The sequence below is a fragment of the Acinetobacter pittii ATCC 19004 = CIP 70.29 genome, assembly GCF_000369045.1.
GTDB classification, from domain to species: Bacteria; Pseudomonadota; Gammaproteobacteria; order Pseudomonadales; family Moraxellaceae; genus Acinetobacter; species Acinetobacter pittii.
The window spans coordinates 1,258,570-1,279,742 of record NZ_KB849786.1 but is presented as its reverse complement, the minus strand read 5'-3'; the positions used below and the strand labels follow the sequence as shown (position 1 = coordinate 1,279,742).

21 protein-coding genes are annotated in these 21,173 nt (G+C 35.1%); 3 read left to right on the top strand and 18 right to left on the bottom strand.

The genetic code is table 11. The features are described from left to right. The 5 genes from F928_RS10215 to F928_RS10195 all read right to left on the bottom strand — a co-directional run. Window positions 1-3,077 (bottom strand): two-partner secretion domain-containing protein (locus tag F928_RS10215; protein ID WP_005074268.1); only part of this gene is annotated, 3,077 nt, incomplete at its 3' end. 24 nt (window positions 3,078-3,101) lie between these two features. After that, entirely contained in the window at window positions 3,102-4,841 is a 1,740-nt protein-coding gene (gene shlB / locus F928_RS10210) for a ShlB/FhaC/HecB family hemolysin secretion/activation protein (protein ID WP_005074266.1), read from the bottom strand. Window positions 4,842-5,197: 356 nt separating this feature from the next. Next, window positions 5,198-5,386: a type II toxin-antitoxin system Phd/YefM family antitoxin gene (locus F928_RS10205; protein WP_000435195.1), complete on the bottom strand. Its 189-nt coding sequence runs from the start codon at window positions 5,384-5,386 to the stop codon at window positions 5,198-5,200. 61 nt (window positions 5,387-5,447) lie between these two features. Continuing rightward, complete coding sequence (locus tag F928_RS10200) at window positions 5,448-6,716, bottom strand: DcaP family trimeric outer membrane transporter (RefSeq protein WP_005074264.1); 1,269 nt, start codon at window positions 6,714-6,716, stop codon at window positions 5,448-5,450. A 156-nt stretch (window positions 6,717-6,872) separates the two neighbouring features. Then, window positions 6,873-7,550, bottom strand: a complete 678-nt coding sequence (locus tag F928_RS10195; protein ID WP_005074259.1) for an RraA family protein — start codon at window positions 7,548-7,550, stop codon at window positions 6,873-6,875. A 199-nt stretch (window positions 7,551-7,749) separates the two neighbouring features. Between F928_RS10195 and pgdH the strand changes: the two genes are divergently transcribed. Both pgdH and hpaX read left to right on the top strand, forming a co-directional pair. Continuing rightward, window positions 7,750-8,739 carry a hydroxyacid dehydrogenase gene (gene pgdH / locus F928_RS10190; protein WP_080632651.1) on the top strand — a complete coding sequence of 330 codons (990 nt, stop codon included), beginning with the start codon at window positions 7,750-7,752 and terminating at the stop codon, window positions 8,737-8,739. Between the two features lie 75 nt (window positions 8,740-8,814). Next, entirely contained in the window at window positions 8,815-10,134 is a 1,320-nt protein-coding gene (gene hpaX / locus F928_RS10185) for an MFS transporter (protein ID WP_005074254.1), read from the top strand. Window positions 10,135-10,195: 61 nt separating this feature from the next. Here the strand turns inward: hpaX and kipR are convergent, their stop codons facing one another. The 3 genes from kipR to F928_RS10170 form a co-directional block, all read right to left on the bottom strand. Further along, complete coding sequence (kipR, locus tag F928_RS10180; protein WP_002113797.1) at window positions 10,196-10,894, bottom strand: IclR family transcriptional regulator; 699 nt, start codon at window positions 10,892-10,894, stop codon at window positions 10,196-10,198. 204 nt (window positions 10,895-11,098) lie between these two features. Continuing rightward, window positions 11,099-11,557, bottom strand: coding sequence for a DMT family transporter (locus F928_RS10175; RefSeq protein WP_002113572.1), 459 nt, complete (start codon window positions 11,555-11,557; stop codon window positions 11,099-11,101). Window positions 11,558-11,566: 9 nt separating this feature from the next. Next, the gene (locus tag F928_RS10170; protein WP_002113861.1) at window positions 11,567-12,001 is read right to left on the bottom strand and encodes a DMT family transporter; all 435 of its coding nucleotides are present in this window, start codon (window positions 11,999-12,001) and stop codon (window positions 11,567-11,569) included. Between the two features lie 99 nt (window positions 12,002-12,100). Between F928_RS10170 and F928_RS10165 the strand changes: the two genes are divergently transcribed. Next, window positions 12,101-13,033 carry a LysR family transcriptional regulator gene (locus F928_RS10165; protein WP_005074248.1) on the top strand — a complete coding sequence of 311 codons (933 nt, stop codon included), beginning with the start codon at window positions 12,101-12,103 and terminating at the stop codon, window positions 13,031-13,033. Between the two features lie 37 nt (window positions 13,034-13,070). Here F928_RS10165 and F928_RS10160 read toward each other — a convergent pair whose 3' ends face one another. The 10 genes from F928_RS10160 to F928_RS10120 all read right to left on the bottom strand — a co-directional run bounded on the left by F928_RS10160 (window position 13,071) and on the right by F928_RS10120 (window position 21,167). After that, window positions 13,071-13,454, bottom strand: a complete 384-nt coding sequence (locus F928_RS10160) for a hypothetical protein (RefSeq protein ID WP_005074246.1) — start codon at window positions 13,452-13,454, stop codon at window positions 13,071-13,073. A 166-nt stretch (window positions 13,455-13,620) separates the two neighbouring features. Next, complete coding sequence (locus F928_RS10155; protein ID WP_002113854.1) at window positions 13,621-14,073, bottom strand: hypothetical protein; 453 nt, start codon at window positions 14,071-14,073, stop codon at window positions 13,621-13,623. 205 nt (window positions 14,074-14,278) lie between these two features. Then, a complete protein-coding gene (locus F928_RS10150) occupies window positions 14,279-14,638 on the bottom strand; it encodes a hypothetical protein (protein ID WP_002113654.1) in 360 nt (119 codons plus the stop codon). 116 nt (window positions 14,639-14,754) lie between these two features. Further along, a complete protein-coding gene (locus F928_RS0103750) occupies window positions 14,755-15,213 on the bottom strand; it encodes a hypothetical protein (RefSeq protein ID WP_225517708.1) in 459 nt (152 codons plus the stop codon). A 69-nt stretch (window positions 15,214-15,282) separates the two neighbouring features. Then, the gene (locus F928_RS10145; protein ID WP_000770264.1) at window positions 15,283-15,423 is read right to left on the bottom strand and encodes a hypothetical protein; all 141 of its coding nucleotides are present in this window, start codon (window positions 15,421-15,423) and stop codon (window positions 15,283-15,285) included. 468 nt (window positions 15,424-15,891) lie between these two features. Then, the gene (gene argS, locus F928_RS10140; RefSeq protein ID WP_000604968.1) at window positions 15,892-17,676 is read right to left on the bottom strand and encodes an arginine--tRNA ligase; all 1,785 of its coding nucleotides are present in this window, start codon (window positions 17,674-17,676) and stop codon (window positions 15,892-15,894) included. Between the two features lie 252 nt (window positions 17,677-17,928). Continuing rightward, complete coding sequence (locus F928_RS10135) at window positions 17,929-18,717, bottom strand: nitroreductase family protein (protein WP_005074242.1); 789 nt, start codon at window positions 18,715-18,717, stop codon at window positions 17,929-17,931. Between the two features lie 3 nt (window positions 18,718-18,720). Then, window positions 18,721-19,383: a hypothetical protein gene (locus F928_RS10130; RefSeq protein ID WP_000723569.1), complete on the bottom strand. Its 663-nt coding sequence runs from the start codon at window positions 19,381-19,383 to the stop codon at window positions 18,721-18,723. A 14-nt stretch (window positions 19,384-19,397) separates the two neighbouring features. After that, on the bottom strand, window positions 19,398-20,081 hold the full coding sequence (locus F928_RS10125) for a nitroreductase family protein (RefSeq protein WP_000196954.1): 684 nt from the start codon (window positions 20,079-20,081) through the stop codon (window positions 19,398-19,400). Window positions 20,082-20,084: 3 nt separating this feature from the next. Continuing rightward, a complete protein-coding gene (locus F928_RS10120; RefSeq protein WP_001106817.1) occupies window positions 20,085-21,167 on the bottom strand; it encodes a SagB/ThcOx family dehydrogenase in 1,083 nt (360 codons plus the stop codon). Window positions 21,168-21,173 lie beyond the last annotated feature (6 nt).

Sequence of the window (21,173 nt, the reverse complement as noted above, 5' to 3'; positions counted from 1 at the left end):
TTCTTAGATTGCAAATTTTTTAGAGAATTTTTTATTCCATCAATGAGCACATCATCTTTACTTGAAACGATCTTAATATCTTTTTGTGCAGTTAACTGTGAACCTTGAATATCAACTTTAGCACCCTCTAAATTAATACCACCATTTGCTGTATCCAACTTAACAACTTGTTCTGATCCATTCCCTGTTGTTCCCCCATAGCCTTTTAAAGTTAAAGTGCCAGTTTTAGAAACAAGTTCAATATCACCTACCGCCTTTAGACTATAAACTTTTGGATCAATCGTTAAGTTAGAATTGGTTTGAATTGTTAGGTCACCATTTAAACTATTTAACTTTGTATCATTCTTGAGTAAGTCACTTCCGACCGCATTTAAGTTCAATCCAGTCTGACCTAAAATAAAACCGCCCGCCTCTAATAGAACAGCTCCACCTGTTAAATTTGTATTTTGTAATACTTGGTTTCCTGTAGCCGTTACAGAGGTAACACCCTTAGATGTTAAGTTAGTGACTTTATCCGCAATCCATTTGGTCGCTGGCGTATACTCAGCATTGCTATAAACCGTACGGCCAGAGCTTACCGCCAGATGCTGGTCTGATGTAGCATTCACACCCTGTAAAGTCAGTAAATCTTTTGCATAGAGTTCAGTATTACCTTTTGACGTTAATACGCTATCGATAATTGTACTCATGCCTGCTCTACTATTGATCGCAAGTTTACCAACCGTCGAGCTTAGGTCTGTATTTTGGATTTTAATATCGGATTTGCTATTTTCTATCGAAACGGTTTGTCCCTTTAGAACATTATTTACCGTTTTAACTTGGCCCTTATTTGCAGTAACAACTACATCATTATTAGCTTTTAAATTTATTCCATTATTACTCGAAACTAATATATCACCCTGATTCGCATTAACTTGTACTGATTGTAAGTTAACGGTGCCATCACCAATTGAGCCAAGTGTTACGCCTTTTAAACCACTAATAACCGTCTGATCAGTTGTTAATTCATCTTTATCAGCTGAAGGTATCGCCTTGGTTGTCTGGGTCGAGTTTAAATTTATATTTTTATTCGCGAGTATAGAAATCTTTCCAGCCGAAGATGTGGCCTTTAAGCTATTTGCAGTAACTCCACCAGCAAGTGCGGTTAGATTAATATCACCTTGAGCCTTGAGTGCCTGACTTAAAACAAGGTCAGCAATTTCAGAACTCACATCAATATTTTTTTGTGAGGTCAGTGCACTATTGAGTGCTATTTGATTGGCATGGAGTTGAATACTATCTTTGTTAGAAATTTCTTTTGCCGTAACGGTTAAATTATTGGCTGCATCCAGCTGAACCAGACCTGTAATAAGCGGAAGTGCCTTGTCAGCATTATTCCAGACCAGATCACGTCCACTATAGGCTTTAATGTTTTTAACTCTGGTGGCAGCATTTTCAAGTGAAAATCCAAGATTCTTTAGGTTTAGATCTCCTGAACTATACAGGTTTAGATCTTTACCCGCATAGATCGTCCCACCTTGAAGATCAATCAGGTTTTGGGTATTAGCCGAATTTGCTTGTAGGTTGATTGAACCTAATGATGCCTGTATATGGTTCTCTGTAAGTGATAACTTACCGTTACTTAAAATATTTAAATCTTTGGCAGCAATCAGTTTTGCGCCTTTGGCTGCGACCAAGTCTTTTTGTACTTGTATGGTTGCTGTACCACGGTTACTTTTGAGTTCCGATCCCGCTGCAAGATTGATATTTGCTGCATCAATATAGACATCCCCTCCTTGTGAATCATCCATAATGCGGGTATCAGCAGCCAGATTGATATTACCTTTGGCATTAACGATTAAAGGTGATGAAGCCAGGCTACCGACATTAATAATAATTTCTTTAGCATTTACATTCAGGTTATTACCTGAATCGATATTTAACATGCTATTACTGTTAATACTGCCTGATGAGTTGATGTCGGCAGCTGCATCAGTACCCGTTGTTTGTATGTTCACTAAACCTTGGGTTTTACTGGTTGAACTGATTGTGCCACTGTGTTCAATTTTTCCGGCACTGGTAATCACCAGATTGTTTACTGCTTGAATAGTCCCGGCGTTAGTCACGCCCAAACCTTTTTCAGTTCCCATCAAATAGATGTTGTTGGCATACATCCCACCCAGCGCTTTAACATCTACCGCCAATGTCGGTGCGGTTCCAGTACCTGTTTTAGCAGTAACATCCTGTAAATCTGCACTGACATTATTTGCCCCGGCAATCACCTGAATATCATTTTTGGCACGTAGTTCAGCACTAAGCTCTAATGCACGCGCATAGAGATCCACATAATTTGCATCGTTATTATTTCCACCCAAACCAAATTTAGAATTGGGGTTCGCTGAGACCGTAATTTTCCCTTGGTCAACCGTAAACTGTTTGATACTACCATCAGCATTTAACTGAGGTTTACCTGTGGTAAAAATTGCCTTGTTGGCATTAATAAAACCACCACCTTTAATGTTAATACCGGATGGGTTGGCAATAATCACATCAGCCATTTGCCCTGCAACTTCCAAGTTACCCTCAAAGCGTGAAGCGGCTGATGAATTTACTTCATTTAAAATAACTCGCGCTTCGCCTGTGGCTAAAAATGGATTGGCTGCAACGTTTCCTACTGTTTTTGTCGTAGCCCCTTGGCGACTGTTATTTAGGACGGCACCTTCAGCTAGTACATCAAACTGTTTATAAATATTATGGGATATCCCATTTTTGGGAGTTTGAATATTAACGACAGGAACGACTGTACCAGCTGAGTTCTTACCAGCTCCGATGACTGCTCTATTCGCAGCATTTGCAGCACTGTCCGCTACAATACCCGCATAGACAGGTGCTAAAGGCATCCACAGGCTAATACTGGCAACTAATGCTTTCACTTGCCAGAGTTGATGAAATGCCTGAGATTCAGTGTTATCAATATTGTTCTGGGTACTTGCTTCACTTTGGCCTGATGTCTTGGTTTGGCTTCGTACATTTTCAGCCACCGCCACAAACATTTGACGTGCTTTGCTATAAATAATGCGATAACTATTCTTGTTCATGAATAAAGTCTTTTCTAAAGTAAATTAATAAGAAAGGTTGATACTAAAACCGGTAATCCAGTCTTTTTTTATGCTGTCAGGTGCAATTAGCCCTCGACCTGTAAAGGCATCCAGATAAAAACTATTTTGATAGGTACGTAGCCCTAAAACACTTCCGAGTAAATAACGCTGACCCGGTATGCTATTACGCCCATTAACCCAGCCCTGATCGACCGCCATGTAAAACTGGGTATTTGGAATTGGTGCATTCAAGCTGATTTCTTGCTGTAGATACTGGCCGTTATCTCCGGAAAGCATGAGCTCACCATCAAAACCACGCACGCTATAGCGACCACCAATATAAAAGCGGTCATTCGGTACTAAAATTTTCGGTGCATATTGTCCACGCCAGTTAAGGCGATATTGGGCAGGTTTTTCGAGCAAAAGAAATGGGGTGATATAACGCAGATCTGCACTTAAAAGTGGTGCACGGGAGTAACCTTCAACAGGAAGATGGTTTCCGTAAACATCGGTAATGTTTTCTTCTGGTGCAGTTCGGGCACCTACTCCCATCCCACGACGGTAATCGATGCTGCCGTCTAATACTGCATTTCCTAAATATTGACGGTGCTGAAACCCTAAATTCCAGCCTGAGGTTCTTCGGTGTAAGACATTAATTTCAATATCATCAATAAAACTTTGGCTTTCCTTATGATAAAGCTTTCCATAGACACTGGTTTTATGTTGTCCACTACGGCTAATCACACGAGATAAATTTAGGTTGGCTTGCTGACTGTTGCCATGGTAAAGCAGTGGACCATTCCCCCCTAAGACTGTTTGCTTATATTGATAGTCATTATAGCTAAGACCTAAATCATAATAACCAACAGGCAACTGATAACTAATAAAGTAACTTCGGTTTAAGTCTTCATGAAAATCATCTAATGAGTGACTCACATTTAACGATAAAATATCATTTAAATGAAATGGATTATTGACACCTATCCCGATATTTCCCATATAGGTACCAGTGTCCTGATTACCAGAGTCATCTACACTTAAATTGAAATTAACTTTTTGTAGGGGTTGAAGTTTGAGTATTAAATCGCTATAGCCCGTTAATTCTTTATCTTGAGCAGTTGCGGGAGTAATTTGCATATCTACTGCGTAGACACGTTTTAGGTTTTCTAGCCCCTGATCTAGTTTTTTTAGATTCACAATGTCGCCCGCTTTAAAGAGCAAGCCTGTCTTAAGCTGTAATGAAGAAATTTTACCTTCCTGAATTATGATTTTATTCAGGCGACCAATTTGCACACTCAGGTTTAAATTCCCCTGATTTAAGTCTTGCGGACTCACGACAATTTGACTGGTAATAAAACCCTTTTTTAAAAGTTCGTTTTGGGCATAGTTCACAATGTTATGTAAACTTTGGGTACCAATACATTTACCCAAAATATTCTGTGGGTGTTTTTTTATGGCCTTAATCACAAAGTTAAATTGCTGTAAGTCAGATTCCGAATGACCAGTTAAAGGAATAAGACTAATTTTTTTAACCGCAACGCATGGGCTTTCTTCAACAACCAGATGCTTAAAATCCTGTAAGGGCTTGGTGTTTTGGTAAGGAGTTTGCTGAGCAATTTGGTCTTGTAATTGCTGGTTAAGCTCTTTTAAACGTTGATCTTGAAGCACCTGACTGGGCAAAGAAACGTCTTCGATGGCATAGACATATTGGTGGAAACCCGCAAAAAGAATAATAGAAGAAGTTATAAAGTTCTTAGTTAACATCTCATATACAGAATTGTACGTATAAGAACTTTATTTTACACAAAAAAACATATTATTCAATTTTTCTTTATATTTATATAAAATGAAATTTATCAGAGTTAAGAAAACTTTCTCTATTTAAGCCATATCTATTAGAATTGGTAAAGATCTTGTTAGTATCTAGATAATCTTAGATAGAAGAATTTCTACAACATTATTAACCTTTTCTACAATATAAATTATATTAAAAATCAATTATTTTAATAAATATTTTGCAAACAATCCAAAATTCTCTAGCTTTTATTTAATTAATTTGAATGTAAAGCTGAACTATTAAAAACTTTTATGGAGATGCTTGAGAAGCGGATTGTTGCGGGTTAAAAATCTTTGTTTTTTAATTTATTGAGCTCAAACATTGCATTTTTATATTCAAGGTATGCTTTTTCACTAATTAGAACCACAGCATCTTTCTCTTTTCGTGTAATTTTTACGGCGTAACCTAACAGCACTCTTTCCATGACCTTTGAAAATTGTGATCTTGCATTCGCATAATTAATTTGTTCCACAATATTAGCCCTTCTCAAATAAAAGAAAGCCACTTCTGATATTAAAGTGGCTGTAATTACATTAAAAATTGTATCGACCTAATAAGTTGATTCGAGATAGTTTCCCTTCTAAATCTGAAAATGTTTCTCTCTTCCCATAGGTGTATTCAACACCAAGATCGACTTTCTCAACAGGCGTCCAAAATAAATTGACGCTCGCATTGATTAGCCTTTTATTTTGATCAGGGTTATTTTCTGAAAAATTTGAATCTTTATAGATAAGGCTACCAGCGGACAAAGAAGAACGTAAATTTTCATTCCATTTGCGCAGATACCCTAACTCAATAGAATCAAATTCACTTAAATACATCCGATTTTTATCAAAGTAGAAAGCATCATTATCTTTTGAATAAAGCATGTAACGGTTATCGCCAGCGATGTGATAGTAATTAAACACAACTGAGTCATTTTCAGAAAGCTTATACTTTGTACCTAATCCAGCACCCCAAGCAAGTTTAGTTTGCTCTTCATTCGTGTCAGAAACTGCTCGATTTTCATGAAGCATGCCATGCAATTGAACCAAAAAATCTGGATTTTTAAATTCATATCGCATGGTTAATGCAGGAAAACGGCTTCCACCTTCTACATTTTTATTTTCAACATCACCGCCTTCCAAAGCGAATAATAATTTTTGTTTGGCATCAACGATGTGCTGATAACGGATTTGGATATTACGCTGAGTTCCTGTGCCCATCGCACCTGTAAAATCAACCAAACTTGGAGCTGTATCACTATTCACAAAAGGTGAAGTCGTCTGACCAATTAACCAATTTCCTAGTGAAATATAAGCGTGTCTAACCCGAACCGAACCATTACCATTATCTCCGCCGCTTCCCATGAAATCGGCTTCTAGCTTTCCAACCAAGTCTCCTTTCGAGGTGGGCTTAACGATATCCACCCCTACACGTGACGTCGCAGCAGAAACATTTAATGATTTACTTGTTGAGTTTGAATTGTATAATGGTATTGACCCTGTTTTATTCGCAATTGAACGCGTTGAACCTTCAAAATCATATGCAGCATCAACACGTATATTTCCATAAAATTTAATTTTAGTCTGATCAGTCGAAACAGGCTTATCAGTGTTTGATGTTTTGTTTTGACTCAATTCAGGTGCTTTATTCAATCCTTTATTTTTATTTAGATTTTGCTGCTCCATCAGATAATCTATTTGCTGTTGTAATTTAATTATTTTTTCATTTAGCGCTGAGTTATCTTCGCTTTCAGCTTTGGCTTGCTGCAAAGTCATACTCATTAATAATGATAAAGAAATTATCCCTTTATATTTCATGTCCTTTTCCTTTAGACGAAATCACATAGACCGAATTGAAATTTCCTATTTTTCAATCAGTAAAATAATGATTATTGAATTAACTTTAGATAGGCTAACGAAGCTCAATCATTGACTTCGCTAGTTCCCTTTGTGTTTGAATGGTTTTGAATAACCTTATTCCGGTAATTCACATCCTTTTTGTTTTAAGCTGTTGATCACCCAGCTACGGTCATTTTCACCTACGGCGATTTGCTCTAATTGCTTTTGTTCAGCGGCATGTTTGGCGCTTGCTTTCAGATAAACCTCTTCTACTTCCGCATACGGCACGCTTAAAAGCCCATCTTCATCACCTAAAATTAAGTCTCCAGGTTCAATTACCATTCCATTGATTGCGATAGGGACATTAATTTCCCCCGGTCCGTCTTTATAAGGTCCTCGATGTGATACTCCTGCTGCAAAAAGTGGAAAATCTCCCTCTCCAATTACAACTGAATCACGAATCGCGCCATTAATAACGATGCCGGCTATACCTTTCTTAATCGCATACGCAACCATCATCTCTCCAATTAATGCATTGGTTAGATCGCCACCAGCATCAACCACAATGACGTCTCCCGGCTGGGCGATATCAATAGCATAGTGCAACATCAAGTTGTCACCCGGACGAGCCTTAACTGTAATGGCCGGCCCACAAAGATATCCCTTTTTATGCATTGGTCTTAATTGAGCCCCACCTGAAGTCATTCGATTCATTGAGTCACTGACATTAGCGACTGGTAGATCTCGATATTGCTCAATCCATTTTTGCTCAACTTTTCTGTCGTTTTTTAGCACTCTAAAACCAATTGCCATAACTTTTCCCTTAGATCAGTTTTCTTGTGCAAATTAATATGACAGCATTTTTTTGAAATGTCATTTCATTTTTAATTAAATTTAAACTAAAATTTATTCAATTTTTAAATTCAGTTTTTACTATTGACTATTTTTTTGAAATGTCGTTTTAATAATATGGATTATTAAGGACGTATTTTGCTCAAAATACTTAAATGGAGTGCAAGTCAAAATGAAACGTAAAGTTCTTATCACGGGGCCAACATTAACTTCAGATGCGTTACTGTATGCTCAGTCCCATGATATTCAGTTGATTCCAACTGAACCCTACATGGCAAAAGATGAAATGGAAAAACTCATCCATGATGAACAACCTGATGCAATCCTTGTTCGAACAGGCAAACTTTCTAGAGATATGATTTTTGCTTCTGATAATTTAAAAGTGATTGCAAAACATGGTGTTGGGTTTGACACAATCGACACTCAAGCTGCTGCTGAACGAAAAATTCCTGTCACTATTGCAGTAGGTGCAAATGCACAATCTGTTGCCGAACACGCTTTTGCACTCATGTTTAATGTTGCGCGACAAGTCACATGGTTAGACCAACGTATTCGAGAAGGTCATTGGGACAAAGCAAGTGCAAATGGTGTGGAGCTTTATGGCAAAACGTTGGGCTTAATTGGTTTAGGGGCAATCGGTAGCATACTCATGAAGTTAGTGGCTCCCTTAAACATGAAAGTAAAAGTATATGATCCGTTTTTACAAAATTTGCCAGAGCTCGATTATGTAGAACAGGAACACGACTTTGAAAAACTTTTAGAAACCAGTGACATTATTAGCCTACATTGCCCACTCACAGCTGAGAATAGACACTTATTTTCTCATGCCCAATTTGAAAAGATGAAACGCTCAAGCATCTTAATCAATACAGCACGTGGTGAATTAATTGATCAAGCTGCATTAGTTGATGCACTAAAAAATAATAAAATTGCTGGTGCAGGTTTAGATACCTTTTCTTCAGAACCACCAGAAAAAGATAATCCACTATGGGAATTACCTAACTTGGTTGTGACTCCTCACATAGGAGCAAACACAACAGATTCACGTAATCGCGTCGGTCTTTTAGCACTTGAACAGATTGTGAGTATTTGGGATGGCCAATTACTAAACCCACGAGCTATCGCTAACTGGAAGTTACTCAATAGCTAATCATGGAACTCAATTGTTTCTAAGCTTTTAGATGCGAGAACAATTAAAATACTGAATATAAAAAAGGATTTTTTTATGTCTACAGAATACTCTCAACCGAGTGCGATTGAACGCGAAACGATGCGCAAGGTGGCGTGGCGATTACTGCCATTTTTAACACTTTGTTATGTCATCGCTATTATTGATCGTGGCAATATTGGTATGGCTTCATTACAAATGAATGAAGATCTTGGCCTAACAGCTACTGCTTTTGGTTTTGCCAGTAGCTTATTTTTCTTTGCATATTTTCTATTTGAAGTACCCAGCAACCTCGCCATGCAAAAATTTGGAGCAAAAGTTTGGATTGCTCGAATTATGGTGACGTGGGGAGTGATTACAGCCGCAACAGCTTTCGTTGAAAGCTCTACATCGTTATATATTATGCGATTCTTACTCGGTGCTGCCGAAGCAGGGTTTTTCCCGGGTGTCATTTTATATTTAACCTATTGGTTGCCTGCAAACTATAGAGCCAGAATGGTCGCAATATTTATGGTGGCGATTCCGGGTGCAAACTTTATCGGTTCACCACTATCGGGACTTTTATTATCGCTAGATGGCTGGATGGGCATGCGTGGGTGGCATTGGCTATTTATTTTAGAAGGTATCCCTGCCATTTTATTAGGTATTGCCTGCCTATTTGCACTCACAGATCGACCAGAACAAGCAAAATGGCTTAATAGCGAACAAAAAGCTTGGTTAGTTGAAAGATTACAGTTTGAACGTCAACAAAAAACCCCAATTGGCCATATTTCACTATGGCAACTTTTAAAGAATAAATATATTTGGTTTATGATCATTATTTATTCTGGTGCTTCTGCTGCTGGCAGTACAATGAGTGTTTGGGCACCACAATTAATTAAATCATTTGGTTTGAGTAATTTAGAAATCGGTTTAGTGAATGCGATTCCTTATGGCCTAGCTTCTATTGCAATGATTTTTTGGGGTCGTAGCTCAGATCGTAAAAATGAACGCCGTTGGCATACAGCAATCACACTATTGATGATCTCATTTGGTTTATTAATTGCTTTGTTCACGTCTTCACTTATTGGCACAATCTTTTTACTCAGTGTCGTATTAATTGGTGCTTATTCTATGAAAGGTCCTTTCTGGGCTTTAGCATCCTCATGGATGTCACCGACTACAACGGCGGCAGGTCTAGCAGCCATTGGTGCATTTGCCAATCTGATTGGTGGCGGGTTGATGGTAAATATCTATGGCGCAATTCATGATGCAACAGGAAGCCACGCTATTGCCTTACTTCCACTTGCAGCACTAAACCTTGTGTCGGCTATTATGGTTTTCGTTATGTCTAGAAAAAAAGCTGTTTTGTTTAGCCAACCACAAAGTACTTCATAAACAATATACATAAAAAAGGGGCTAACGATTTAGCCCCTTTTTTATATCTACAATATTAGAATTAATTACGAATACTCTTACCACCTAAACTTTTCGTTAAATCATCTGCAATTTTGAAGAAAAAATCCCCCACAGATTTTGCAATTTCCGCAGTAAAACGACTTGATGGCCCCGAAACGACTAATGCTCCAACTACATCATTTTGAGCGTCAAATACAGGCAATGCCATTGAAGCAGCATGTGGCTCCGTTACACCCGTTGAATAAAAAGGTTCAGTTCTTGCTAAAACTTGTTCGTGTGTTGATCGCAATGCTTGAGCGCCTGCTGCTCCATCCATTGGTCGAACTTCGCCCGGCTGAATATGAACACGCAGTCGATGGGTAGAGTTCACTCTATATTGGCAAAGACGATATGCCCCATGTTTAACGTAAAACGAAGCAGTTTCACCAGTTTCATCAACAAGTTGCTGTAAACACGGCACCACATGTCTTTCTAGATCTAAAGCATCTTGATAAATTGTATTTAAACGCATAACTTCGCTGGCAAGCGTATATCTGCCATCCGAAAGACGGTTAACAAAACCAAAATCTTCTAGCGAAACGATTAAGCGCATGATGGTTGCTTTATTTAATTCTGTTCGTTCTGCGAGTTCTGCTAGGGTTAAAGATTTATCACCTATTCTAAAAGCAGTTAACAAAGTTAAAAGGCGATCAGCCGATGCATTTCCGCTTGTTGCTGGGTGAGGTTTAATTTTAACCATGTTTTTCCTACAATAGCTTGATATCAATTTTAATGTATTGAATTAGGTTTTTAACTTTACCATATTTCTTATATTTTAATTCTATCTCTCGACAGCAACTTCTTTCATTTATCAAAGTACTTAAAATATGAAGCATGGCCTCATTATTAGTAGGCTTTACCACTAACAATGAGACCTATATTAATTTTCAATCTTAAGCTTGTATTACGCTTCTATCTTTTTGTCTTTACTACTTGAATAGATAAAATATAAAGCAATCCCTAAGCAAATTAATGCACCTAATCGATACGGTGAAAAAGGGAGCATTTCATTACCAAACCAGCCAAAGTTATCAATCAAGATACTCATCAAAAGTTGCCCAAAAATTACAGCCACCGTAGCAACCGCAGCTCCAATTCTTTGTACAGCCAGTACCATAATGACAATATAAGGCACTCCACACATAGCACCCAACAACTGCCATTTAGGAACATCTAACAAGGTTAAAGTTTGTTTAGGTTCAAAATAAAAAATAAGCAGTGCAGTAATTAGAGCACCGACCGAGAAAGTCAAAAAAGCACTACGAAATACACCAACCTTAGCTCCAAGTTGACCATTAATTGCAGCTTGCACACTCAGTAAAGCACCACCAATGACGGCGAGAAGAATCATTAAAATTGTCATGCGCGTCTCCTATGCTTTTGCGACAAGTACAAGTGCAACAACAATAAAGATGAGTGCCAAAATTCGTTTACGGTCTACCTTTCGGTGTGGAGTCCCCAACAAACCATAGTGGTCGATGATCAGACTTTTAGACACCTGCCCCGCTAAAATGCCTATCATCGTCATGGCAATACCGATAATTGGAGTGGTAATGGTCAAAATAATGACGTAAGCAGGGCCAAGAACACCACCGAGTAATTGCCAAGAAGGAAGCGTAAAAAATGAAGGACTATTACGTGGACTAAAAAACAGCATGAGTAAAAAGGTAAGTGCTGCACCCACGCCAAAAATACTAAACGTGGCCCACAACTCACCCACCTCCTTTCCTAACGGCCCTAAAAGCCCTGCTTCGACCGATAGCCCCATTCCCCCTAAAATCGTTAGGAGTAGTAATAGAATTTGCATCTACATTGCCTCTTCTGTATCTAGGCAACGAATACTAAAGTAGCCAATTCATCAGAAAAACAGCATAATTCATGAATCACTTTTGCAGAAATTGCACAAATGGATTTAACAAATTCGATTGATATCCGCACGCTTCGCTTCTTTATTAGTGTTTATAACGCACAAAACTTCTCGAATGTAGCGCGTAAAGAAGATGTGTCTGCATCTATGATTTCTCGAACCATCCAACAGCTTGAAGATGCATTGGGACAGCAACTTTTCTACCGTAATACGCGAGCAATCACACCGACCGAATCGGGCAAATTATTTTTTGAATATGCAAAAAGAATTACCGAACAATTTGATGAAGCACAAAAGGCATTACAAGATAAAACTATAGAGCCATCCGGACTCGTCCGAATTAATGCCCCTGTGTTTTTTGGTCAACGGCATATTGCGCCGTGGTTGGCAGGTTTATCAGAACGTTATCCAAGACTCTTAATAGAACTAATACAAACCGATGAATTTATAGATCCGTTACGCGAAAGCACCGATTTAATATTTCGCATTGGAACGCTGACCGACTCATCATTTCATGCACGTATTTTTGGTACACAAAAGTATCATTTGGCCGCCTCTCCTCAGTATGTTGCCGAATATGGTGTTCTTGATCAGCCAACAGAACTTAATCAACACAAATGCTTAGTCTATAAAGGTTTTGAAGGTCCTAACCGTTGGTTAGTGAGAAAGCCCAATGAAGAATGGATACATTATCCAATTACCCCCTTACTTTCTTCAAACAATGCCGAGAGTTTAATGACAGCTGCGCTTCATGGTATGGGGATTGTTTTATTTCCGGACTGGTTGATTGGCGAGGCTTTAAAACAAGGCGACTTAATCAAGCTTTTACCTGAATATGAAGTCGCGATTAAATCACAGCCCCAGCATATTGCAGCCATTTATCCAAATGTCCGCCATCCGCCACTCAATATTAGAGCAGTGATAGATTATTTTTCAGAAATCTATGGAGACACACCGTATTGGCAGAATTAATTTTTGATTTATAACAAATCTTAAAGACTAAGATGTATCAATGTTTTCCTATTCGTATACGAAAACTATGCGGACTTACATCCGTAATTTTAATCGTATATAGATATTTAAGCTGTTCTTGATCTTTTCTCATATCAATTTCAACTATCCCATCAGCTTTCTCACCAGTTATATCAACCTTATAAGAGTAAGCTGGTCGCTTAGGACTAGAATAATGGTCCGATCCAAAACTACGAATACTATAACTTTTAATTTCTCCAAATTTCTCACTTATAGTTTTATCGGTATATATCGCTGATTCAACTCTTTGAATATTTCCCTTATTGTTAACAACTAAATACCCACCACTAAAAATAAGAAAAATTACAATTAATAAAGCTATGTTTCGTTTTTTCTTCAAATCTTTAAATTCTATAAACATGTTATTTTAACGTTACTTAGAAGAATTAATTATACAAACTATAATGGCTTAATAGACCAATTAACAAATTTAATTTCTATTGGTAGATTTGGATTACTCCAAAAAGATTGTATTTCATCAACCTTCTTTAAATTTTTAACAGTGCTTTTTCCTTTAACTTCAACAACTATATTCCCATTTTTTCATTGTAGCTAACTGTTTGAATGGTATAAAAATAATTTTTTACAAGCTTTAGTGCTTTATTTATCTGACTTATAGCCTCTTCTCTACTTTCTTTAGCCCCGTATTGAATATCAATAGGCAGATCACCTTTAGAAATTGCGTTTCCTACTACTATATTTCTCTTTTCATTCTGGCCATAACCTTTGACTCTGACCACAATTTTATATGTAGGCAAGTTTTCAATATAAATACCAGCGATACGTCCTTTAAATTCTTCTTCAATAGCATCTAAGGCAGAGTCTCGGTTAGCTTCTAAAAATAATGCTTTATTTGCTTCTGCTGTGTTAACCCCATGCAATAAAGAATAACTACGGATGCCCTGCTCAATTCCTTCATTTGATGCAGCAAATGTACAAGATGATGAAATTAAAATTGTTAACGCTAATATTTTTTTCATTTTTACCTTCTGGTCAAAAATAAGACTTAAATATAGCGATATATTGTTTATATAAAAACCAACTAAAATTGAGGCGAAAAACAAATCCCCTAAAGATTTCCCTTAATATTTTATAAGTAAATATAATATTTTTAAGGAAAAGCTTGAAAATTACAGTTTCTAAAACAAAAAATTATAATCCGTTATTTTTTGTTTATTTTCTAAGTTAACCACACATACTAGCAACTATTCTTTTAGTTTCTGGGTTGATTACTATAGTGACTCTGTCGGGGCGAAATTCTTCTGTAACTGGCTCCCCAATGTAAGCACTTCGATAGACTCTTGCATTAGTCATCGATAGGATCTGCTTTTCTGTTAAATCAGTTTTACCTATGAGATTCTTAGCTTTAACTGGATCACAATCAAAAGACGCATCCCATTCTTTACTTTTGCTAGGTACTAGAGGCTTAGATTCTATCTTTTGTTGCTGTTCTTGAGCTTGTTTAGGAGCTTCAGCATTTAATACATTATTTGAGCAAGCTGAAAGCAGGCTCATCACAAGCCCCCAAAAAACATATTTTTTCATATTTCTAAATACTAATTATTTATTTAAAGCCAATATATCATAAGTTAAAAAATGAGAAGTCACTTAAGGCGTCTATATAACTTTAGAACATAAAACAATTAAATTTATTAAAGCTATCACAACAGATGTTTATAACTCTGCTTACCACATTCATAAGGAGTACCTTTTAATTCTTCTAATTCCTCTTGTAATTTTTGTCGATCAAGTGGAAAAACAGTCATAACATCCTGATCTTTTAAGCCAAACCTTTCTCTATTTAACTCCATAAATTCAATCATTGGTTTTTGTGCTTTTCCAACATCGCATAAAAGATCAGTTATTCTCATTTGATGTTTAAAGCTAACTTGCCCCACCGAATGAATCCCGCTTAAATAGTTTTGTAAGTTTTGTTCAGCAGTTCGGGAATTTTCTATCAATCCTAGAAAAATTATCATTCTCTCTCTTCCTAGCTTTTCAGCATGTAAGTAACCAGAATTTAAACAAAATAAGATAAAGATAATTGAAGATAATTTCATTTTTTCTTGGATGTAAAAATTATTTGGATTTAAATTATAAATCAAAAGCTCTAGTCTCAATAAACACCACTACAATAAAAAAGCCCATCTTCCGATGAGCTTTTTAGTTAATTAAGATTATTAAATGCATTAGGCTTTAAATTCTGCTAATACAAAGTTTTTTACTATTTCATCAAAATTAGGTTTCAGAAGAGTTGGCTTGCTATCTTTTATAGTTTTATACCAATAACTCGCTGCAACTCCCATACTAATCAAAGCTAACAATTTCATAGCTCACCTCACTTATTGGGAAGAGTGAAACTTAAAGTATCATTCGCGTTTGTAGCGTTCCAACTCGTTTTAGCAAGGTTTCTGTATATTTTTTAAGCAATGTGTAATAAAAAAGTCCATTTCTTTGGGAGCTTTTTTTTAGGCTATTAGTGCAATTTACTTACACTTCGACCATTATAAAGCATATCTAGTACTTATCTTTTAGAGGGTCAAGGTTTCAATAAAAGATTAAGAATAGCCCGCCTCACCACTCCCCCTTTCATCTAAACTATTCGGGGTTAAAGCATTGAACATCAAGCCATCAATAAGTTTTAAAAACCATGTTGGCATTGGGTCTTAGCGGGTAGTTTTAAACTAAAAACCTGATCAAAAAGTTCTCAAAACAACCATTTTCTATACTCAATCGTCATATATTAAAATCGATAGGTAATCACACAATTTCTTTACATTTTTTGTTACTTGAGTATTTTACATACGAGTTGGAACCTCTATCCCTAGTAGCCATAAGCCACGCGATAAAACAGCATGTGCTAACATACACAGTGAAATTCGCGATGAACGTATTTCGTCATTATTAGCATTCATAACTGAACATTCTTTATAAAATCGATGGAAAACTTGTGCTAAGTTAAACACATAATTAGTAATTTCATTTGGCGCATAAGTGGAAGAGACAGAAAGAATATAATCTGGAAAACGCGCACATTCTATTACTAATTCACGCTCAGCAGGTTCAATAATATTAATATCTCCCTTACTCCAACCATATTCCTCAGCTTTTTTTAGAATAGAACTTATACGTACACATGCATATTGTACATATGGTCCAGTTCGCCCTTCGAAAGAGACAAGCCTCTCTGCATCAAAAATATAGCCTGATTGCCGGTGACTATCTAAATCTGCAAATTTTATCGCCGCCAGACCAACTTTACGCGCTAGTAATTCACTTTCCTCACCTGTTGTTTCAGATCTAAGGGCTATACGACTTTTCGCTTTCTGTATCGCTTCTTCAAGCAGGTCTGATAAACGTGCTACTCCCCCATCTCGAGTTTTATAAGGTTTACCATCAACACCATTTACAGTACCAAAACCAATATGAATTAATTTAGTAGATTTAGCATAATCAGCAACACGAACCGCGCGAAAAACTTGTTCAAAATGTAAGGATTGTCTTTGATCTACTACATATAAAATACTTTCAGGTTGGAATTTAATATAACGATCTAACACTGTAGCTAGATCAGTAGTCGCATAGAGTGCAGAACCATCCGACTTTTCTAGTATTAACGGTGGCATAGGTTTTTTATCTGTTTCCTCAGAAACATCAATAATGAGAGCACCTTGACTCTCTTTGGCTATGCCTTTGCTTCGTAAGGATTGGATCATTTCAGGAATAAGGGGCTGCACATCACTTTCTCCAAGAAATAAATCAAAATGTGCATTAAGCAATTCCATATCTTTAAGCTGCTTACTCAGCGATATCGAACGCAATTTTTCCCATAGAAGTCTATAACCAACATGACCTGCTTGTAAGGCAGCAGTAACTTTTCGAGCAAATTGCATCCGTTCTGGATCATTTTGACAAGCTTTAGATGCTTCAGGATATAAACTATCCAACTCCTCTATACATTTCAAAGAGTCAATTGACAAAGACGGATTTAGCTCATCAAAACATCGTAGATTGGGGTATCTAATTTCAATTTCAGAGATTAGCATCCCCATTTGCAGCCCCCAGTCTCCTAAATGTAAATCCGAAATTATGTTGTATCCTTGAATGGCAAAAATACGTCGTACACTCTCTCCAATTATGAGAGAGCGTAAATGTCCTACATGTAAAGGTTTTGCAACGTTGGGACCACCAAAATCAATAAGAATACAACGTTTATTGTTAACAAGGGATACATTGAGATTCGGGTCTTCTAATTGTTTAGATGCACTTCTATTTAACATCTCATCAGATAATTTTAAATTAATAAATCCCGGACCTGAAACTGAAACATTAGAAAATTCCGGAGAAATTAATAAATGATTGACTACAGTTGTAGCTAAGTCAAATGGATTTTTTCTAAGGCTTTTTGCAACTTGAAGGACACCATTACATTGGAAATCTGCTATATCAGTCATCATTGATTTAGTTGAAAATGCCGTCTCCGTCGGTAATCCTGCTTTAATAAATGCAGCCTGTAAAAGGCTATTAATTTGGCTTGTTAAAGATGGCTTTTTTTCTGAATCTATCAAATCATATAATATCATAATCTACCTCCAAAAATCATTTAAAATAAAACTTTTAAAAATTCGGTAAATAAAAGTAATCTTCTATATACATACCAAATAAAAACAAACTTATTTCTATTCTCAACCTCTTATTTATTTAATCAATAGGCAAATAAATATAAGTCAACAAATAACAATAATATCTACAAACCAAGAGCCTATCAATATAAATTCATTTAAGATTCAAAACAGGCTAATCAAAAAAAATATTAAATAAAATTAATATTTAAACTACCTCCTAATCAATAGAGTTAAAGCATAATAAATTTCTTTTTCAAAAACAGGAATATATTTATTACAAGTTTCAAAAGCTACAGTAAAACCATTATTTAAAGAATTAACTAAACTTATATTAGCCAATATATGACCAATATCAAAATAAATATCCGTTAAATAAGAGGAAGACTTATATCGCCACATATATACGGAAGGTCTAATATAAATATTAAAAGCAATAATATTATCAAAAAAATATTCCTCAGATATATTTTCTTTATAAAGTATTAAAGTATGTTCAACACAATTGTAATAATAATAATTATTATTATAAACAACAAATATTTCAACGCCATGTCTAGCTGCAATAGATGGACTAGGTTTAATCATCACATCATCAAAGTGAAATTTAACAATTTGTTTGGACTTACAAGAAAAATATAATAATAAAGAAATAACATCTAAATTTGAATTAACATTATCAAAAGAATTAATATCTTCTAATTTAATATAAACATTATCATCAAAATCCAAAGTTAAACGTGGTTGTTTATTATTTTTATGTGAAATTAAATTATTATTCATATCAGCTTTTCTAACAAAATCTTCATTAGTATAATCTATATATCTAATTTTTTTATGCCATTGAATATAATTAGTATTCAAATCAAATTCTAAAAAAAAATTTCTTAGATCTTTAACAAAATTTGAGTATCCATTAGGAATTTGAACACGTCTATTTAATTTGTAATCTACCATCCATAGTTTAGCACATAAAAAAATAAAACTTCTTGTACTTCTCATATATTACTCCTTTATAATTGCCTGCGTTACATATCTTTCTCTTCCCATAATAGTCCATCTACCATGATCGATTATTTCATAATTTTCATCTAATATATTATAAGTAGAAGCTAAACAAGAAATTGCATTTCCACGCCTATTACATACCTCATATGAATTACTCATCATAATAGCTTCTAATCTTGATTTTTTATAAGCTAAATCAATAATAGGAGATACTGAAGCCCCCCAACCAGAAACTCCCCTATATTCAAACTGAGTAATCGCATGAAATAATTCTTTCTCAAATTGATAAATAAAAGTTTTTGAGTTTATATTATTTATAATAATTACAGGTTGATATCTAGGATCATTTCTTATTTTATAATTATAAAATCTTTCTTTTAACTCATAACAACTATTTTCAATAGAATTTATTTTATTTGAATGCGCAGAAAAACCAGTAGTAGTTGAAAAAATATTTAAATCTCGTAAGTTGTAAAAAACGACTCTTTCAACAGCTTCAGACAAGAGCTTTTCGTATGCTAAATCAGTATCAAGATCAATAGAGCAACAATTCAGATTAATCTTGCCTCCAAAATTTGCAACACCATCAAAAATACTATATATCTCATTATCTATTGTAAGTTTTGTAAGGTTATAAGAAACTAAATTTATTTTTTTCATAATAAATTACCATTTTAAAATAACATAGCATATTGGGGTAAATTCCGCCTTCCACTTTTCAAAATACTTTCTCTTATAAATAATTCGTTTAGCCCTCCTATTGTTATACTTTCAAAACCAAGTGACAAACATTCTAATATAGCCATTTGAGCACTATGTCCTACTTCTATACAAACAAATCTATATGATTTTGAACCATAGCGGGAAGCAATTGCTGTTAATCTACAGCTCCATAAAATCATCCATGAAACACTCTTAAAATCTACATGATGAACATCCATAGTTTCTTTTAAAGGCTGATTCAAGGAGTATAAAAACAAAATATCGGATTTTTGTGGACAATATTCATAAATATTAATTATATTTCCATTTTCAATTTTACATAAAAAAAGCTTTAAAGGATAATAACCACCCGCAGATGGAATAGTTCTATTAGATTTCGTTAAAAAACCATAAGATGCATTTAATATCTTCTTTGCATCATTTATCGTCGGCGTTTTATTTTTTAATTGCCTTGAAGAATATCGATTAAAAAGATTTTTATTAATATTTTCTAAAGTTGATTCTTCAATAATTTTTTCAACTTTATCAATAGTACTTGGTAAAAAATATCTTTCATCTTCAAATATACAATACTCACTTTCTGTAATTTTCTGAGAAAAGAAAGCAAATCTAATAAAATCAGTTATTCTAGTCATAATTCACCCAATAGCTGCAATATATAAAGGAATATTATCAGAAAGATCTAAAAAATCTGCCATCTCTTCATCAAGTATTGCGGGTGTTATAAATGTATTAAAACCTTTTATTGTTGCTTGCACTAAATAGAACTGGCAAAGTTGAGCTGTATTTATTAATAAATTTCTGTAACTTCGCTCGTGTTTATATACCGTACTATATTTTTCTAAATCTGCTGCTATTATAATAGTAGCTAAACCGCCTGCTGCTCTTTTTTGACCAATTGCTAATTTGGCCACCTCTTTTTTATAATTTCCTTCTCTTATTAGTATAAGTGCATGCTTATTTAAATCATAATAGTAACAACCCGCAGATAAGACTTGATCTAAAATTAACAAATCTTTATAAATTACTATATATGTATGAAGTGCTGAAAAAGCACTATCATATACCGAGTCTCTATCACTAGATTCAAATATTTTCGTTCCTCTTTTTCTTGCATATTGATTTGAAAACCATAAAATTGAATCTATATCGTTTTGGTTAAATTCTTTTTTATAAAATGGCTGGAATGATCTCCTACCAATAATACCGTGAAGAATATCTTCTCCTGAAATATCATCTAAATCACTATTCAAATAATAGTAATTACTTGCATTTTTCTCATCTATCTCTTTAATTTTACTATTTTCTATTGGTTCAAAACTTTCATTTTCCAAACCATTAAAATATGCTGGATCATCTGAATAATTTAAATTTCTTGAAGAAAGATGCAAAACCAAAGCATCAATCCATCCATTATCAACCCACTCCTGCACACCAGCTTTTTTATGTACAATTGTACTAGCTTCAGCAAGTAAACCATAACTAATAAATGTTGATAATATATCATCCACCTCTACCTTTGATATATTATATTGTGAAAGAATTATTTCTTTTAACTCATTTATAGGACATGGCACAGATTCCGTTATTGTAGCAAATATAGGCAATATCTCTATATTTTCTACCTCATAGGATTCCTTTGAAATTAAATCATAAATTACTAAAGAGCCATTATTATTTTTTAATTGAATTGCTGGTTGAATATCTACAATATAGTTCATATATAA